This window comes from Streptomyces sp. NPDC054770 (assembly GCF_053611985.1).
In genome coordinates this window covers 4,858-8,344 of the sequence record NZ_JBSHBL010000059.1, presented here as the reverse complement: position 1 = coordinate 8,344, position 3,487 = coordinate 4,858, and the positions used below count along the sequence as shown (strand labels likewise).

The window sequence follows — 3,487 nt, the reverse complement described above, 5'->3', positions numbered from 1 at the left end:
CGGTTCGTTTGGGCCCGGTTCCTTAACCTCCCGCTTTGGGGGTCTCACTTTAACACCCTCGGTTTCACCGCGCCGGTGCGCTCAGACCCCTGCGGGTGCCCCGCCGCCACCGGTCTGTGCGCGTACATCTGGCGGTGCTCTCCGCAACGGCACCCACCGCCGCCGGTCAGACTCCCCCGGCCACCGCCACGCCGAGCGCGCACAGCACCACGCCGGTGACGATGTTCAGGGCGCGCCGTACCGCCGGCCGGGACACCAGGGCCCGGCCCCGGCCGACGGCCCAGGTGAAGACCAGGTACCAGCAGACGTTGACGACGGCCCACAGGACGCCCAGCGCGATGCTGCTCAGCAGGACGGGGCCGTCGGCCGTGACGAACTGGGGAAGCACCGACACGGCGAACACCCCGGCCTTCGGATTGCCCAGCGTCGTGCCCAACCCGGCACCGTACGCGCCCCGGAGGCCGCCGGGACCGGCGGTGGCGTCACCCGGATCGGTCTCGGCGTCGCCCTCCTTCGCCGCCGCCCTGAGGGTGGCGACCCCCAGCGCGAACAGCACCGCTCCGCCCGCGAGGCGTACCACCAGATAGGCGTGCGGGTTGGCCAGGAGCACCGCGGAGAGACCCACGGCTGCGGCGGTCGACCAGACGAGCAGCCCGGTGGCGTTGCCCGCGATGGTGGCCCGGGCGGATCGTGGGCCGAACGTCAGGATCTGCCGGATCATCAGGGCCTGCCCGGCGCCCGGGAGCATGGCCAGCAGCCAGGTGGTGAACACGAACAGGGGCAGGTGGATGGGCACGTGTCGCCGGCCTTCTCACTGGGGCGTGGTGGGTGGTCCACTCCCAGGCTGACGCGACGGGCGCATGAAGAGAAGTCAGAACAATTCCAGCCAGCATTAAGATTACTTAATGACCTTGGATCCGGGACAGCTGCGTCTGCTCGCCATGATCGACCGCCACGGTTCGCTCGCCGGTGCCGCCCACGCCCTCGGCGTGACCCCGGCCGCGGTGACCCAGCAGGTGGCCCGGGCGGAGCGGGACTGGAACGCGCCGCTGGTGGTGCGCGGTCCGCGCGGCGCGTCGCTCACGGTGGCCGGCGCGCTGCTCGCGGAGCACGGACGGGTCGTCGACGAGCAGACGGAGCAGGCCGCGGAGCGGCTCGCCGCGCTCCTCGGCCGTCTGTCGCTGCGGCTGCGGGTGGGCGCCTTCCTGGCCGCCGCCCTGCATCTGCTCCCGCCGGCCCTGACCGCGCTGCGTCACCGGTATCCGAACGCCGACGTGTCGGTGGAGGACCTGTTGTCCGACCACGGCGTCGAGCGGGTCGCGGCGGGCGAACTCGACGTCGCGGTGATCGCCTCCTGGGCGCTGCCCCCGGAGCCGCCCCCGAACATCACCGTGCACACACTGCTGCGGGACCCCATGGTCATCGTCCTGCCCGACGACCACCCCCTGGTCACCGGTTCCCCCGACGGCACCCCCCTGCGTCTGGAGCAGCTCCGGGACGAGTCCTGGGTGACCATCCTCGCCGGGCACGCCGCCCGGGAGCAGCTCGACCGGGCGGCGATCGGCGCCGGATTCACCCCCAGGATCCGGTTCCAGACGGCGTCGTACGACCTGGCCCAGGCCCTCGTCGGCACCGGCTACGGCGTCGCGCTCGTCTCCCGGCTGGCCCTCACCCGGGTCCCCGGGACCACGCACCGCCCGCTGGCCGACCCGCCGCTCCACCGCGGCCTGCACGCCGTGACCCGGTCCGACACCGTGCTGACCCCGCTGGCGGACGTCTTCCGGATCCTGCTGCTCGACGTGGCCACCGACCTGAGGGGCACCTGGACATCACGGGAGTGAGCGGGCGACCGGCATCACACCCGGACCCCCTTGATCGATCATTCACCGGCCGGTTTACCATATGAGCGCCACCCAGCTCGATCGAGAGATTCAGGTCTGTGACTGTCAACGACGACTCGTTCACCAACTGGAAGAACCGCGAGGAGATCGCGGAGTCGATGATCCCGCTCATCGGGAAGCTGCACCGGGAGCAGGACGTGACGGTCCTCCTCCACAGCCGCTCCCTGGTGAACAAGTCGGTGGTCAGCATCCTCAAGACCCACCGCTTCGCCCGCCAGATCGACGGCGCCGAGCTGTCGGTCACCGAGACGATGCCGTTCCTGCGGGCGCTCACCGCGCTCGACCTCGGTCCCTCCCAGATCGACATCGGCATGCTCGCCGCGACCCACAAGGCCGACGACCGGGGCCTGAGCATCGAGGCGTTCACCGCGGAGGCGGTCGCCGGGGCCACCGGCGCCAACAAGATCGACCGCCGGGAGCCACGGGACGTCGTCCTGTACGGCTTCGGCCGCATCGGCCGCCTGGTCGCCCGGCTGCTCATCGAGAAGGCCGGCTCGGGCAACGGCCTGCGGCTGCGGGCCATCGTGGTGCGCGGCGCGGGCGGCGAGGACATCGTCAAGCGCGCCTCGCTGCTGCGCCGCGACTCCATCCACGGCCAGTTCCAGGGCACGATCACCGTGGACGAGGAGAACAGCACGATCCTCGCCAACGGCAACGCGATCAAGGTGATCTACGCCGACGACCCGTCCCAGGTCGACTACACGGAGTACGGCATCCGGGACGCCATCCTCATCGACAACACCGGCAAGTGGCGGGACCGCGAGGGCCTGTCGAAGCACCTGCGCCCCGGTATCGAGAAGGTCGTCCTGACCGCGCCGGGCAAGGGCGACGTCCCGAACATCGTGCACGGCGTCAACCACGACACCGTCAAGCCGGACGAGCAGATCCTGTCCTGCGCGTCCTGCACCACCAACGCGATCGTGCCGCCGCTGAAGGCCATGGCCGACCAGTACGGGGTGCTGCGCGGACACGTGGAGACCGTGCACTCATTCACCAACGACCAGAACCTGCTGGACAACTACCACAAGTCCGAGCGCCGCGGCCGGTCCGCGCCGCTCAACATGGTCATCACCGAGACGGGCGCCGCGTCCGCCGTCGCGAAGGCGCTGCCGGACCTCAAGGCCCGGATCACCGGCAGCTCGATCCGGGTCCCGGTGCCGGACGTGTCGATCGCGATCCTCAACCTCCAGCTGGCCCGCGAGGCCTCCCGCGAGGAGGTCCTCGACTACCTCCGCGAGGTGTCGCTGACCTCGCCGCTCAAGCGGCAGATCGACTTCATCACCGCCCCGGACGCGGTCTCCAGCGACTTCATCGGCTCGCGCCACGCGTCGATCGTCGACGCCGGCGCACTGAAGGTGGAGGGGGACAACGCGATCCTCTACCTCTGGTACGACAACGAGTTCGGCTACTCCTGCCAGGTGGTCCGGGTCGTCCAGCACGTCTCGGGGGTGGAGTACCCGACGTTCCCGTCCCCGGCGGTCTGACCCCCTCACCTCCGGCAGCCCGGTTCCCTGTGCCCACAGCGGAAACGGCGTTAGACCGTGTGTAAAGCACCAAAAACACATATAAATTTTTTTTAAAAAAAA

3 protein-coding genes are annotated in these 3,487 nt (G+C 70.0%); 2 read left to right on the top strand and 1 reads right to left on the bottom strand.

Features of this window, described 5'->3' with window-relative positions:
* Positions 1 to 166: 166 nt before the first annotated feature.
* Complete coding sequence (locus ACWGKQ_RS37245) at positions 167 to 796, bottom strand: LysE family translocator (protein WP_453296464.1); 630 nt, start codon at positions 794 to 796, stop codon at positions 167 to 169.
* Between the two features lie 109 nt (positions 797 to 905).
* On the opposite strand from ACWGKQ_RS37245, the gene ACWGKQ_RS37240 reads away from it, so the two are divergent.
* Complete coding sequence (locus ACWGKQ_RS37240) at positions 906 to 1,841, top strand: LysR family transcriptional regulator (RefSeq protein ID WP_453296463.1); 936 nt, start codon at positions 906 to 908, stop codon at positions 1,839 to 1,841.
* Positions 1,842 to 1,939: 98 nt separating this feature from the next.
* Entirely contained in the window at positions 1,940 to 3,385 is a 1,446-nt protein-coding gene (locus tag ACWGKQ_RS37235; RefSeq protein WP_453296462.1) for a glyceraldehyde-3-phosphate dehydrogenase, read from the top strand.
* Positions 3,386 to 3,487 lie beyond the last annotated feature (102 nt).

What these genes read in the sequence shown, in the direction of transcription:
- ACWGKQ_RS37240 (WP_453296463.1), top strand. Translation starts at nt 906, where the DNA reads ATGACCTTGGATCCGGGACAGCTGCGTCTGCTCGCCATGATCGACCGC.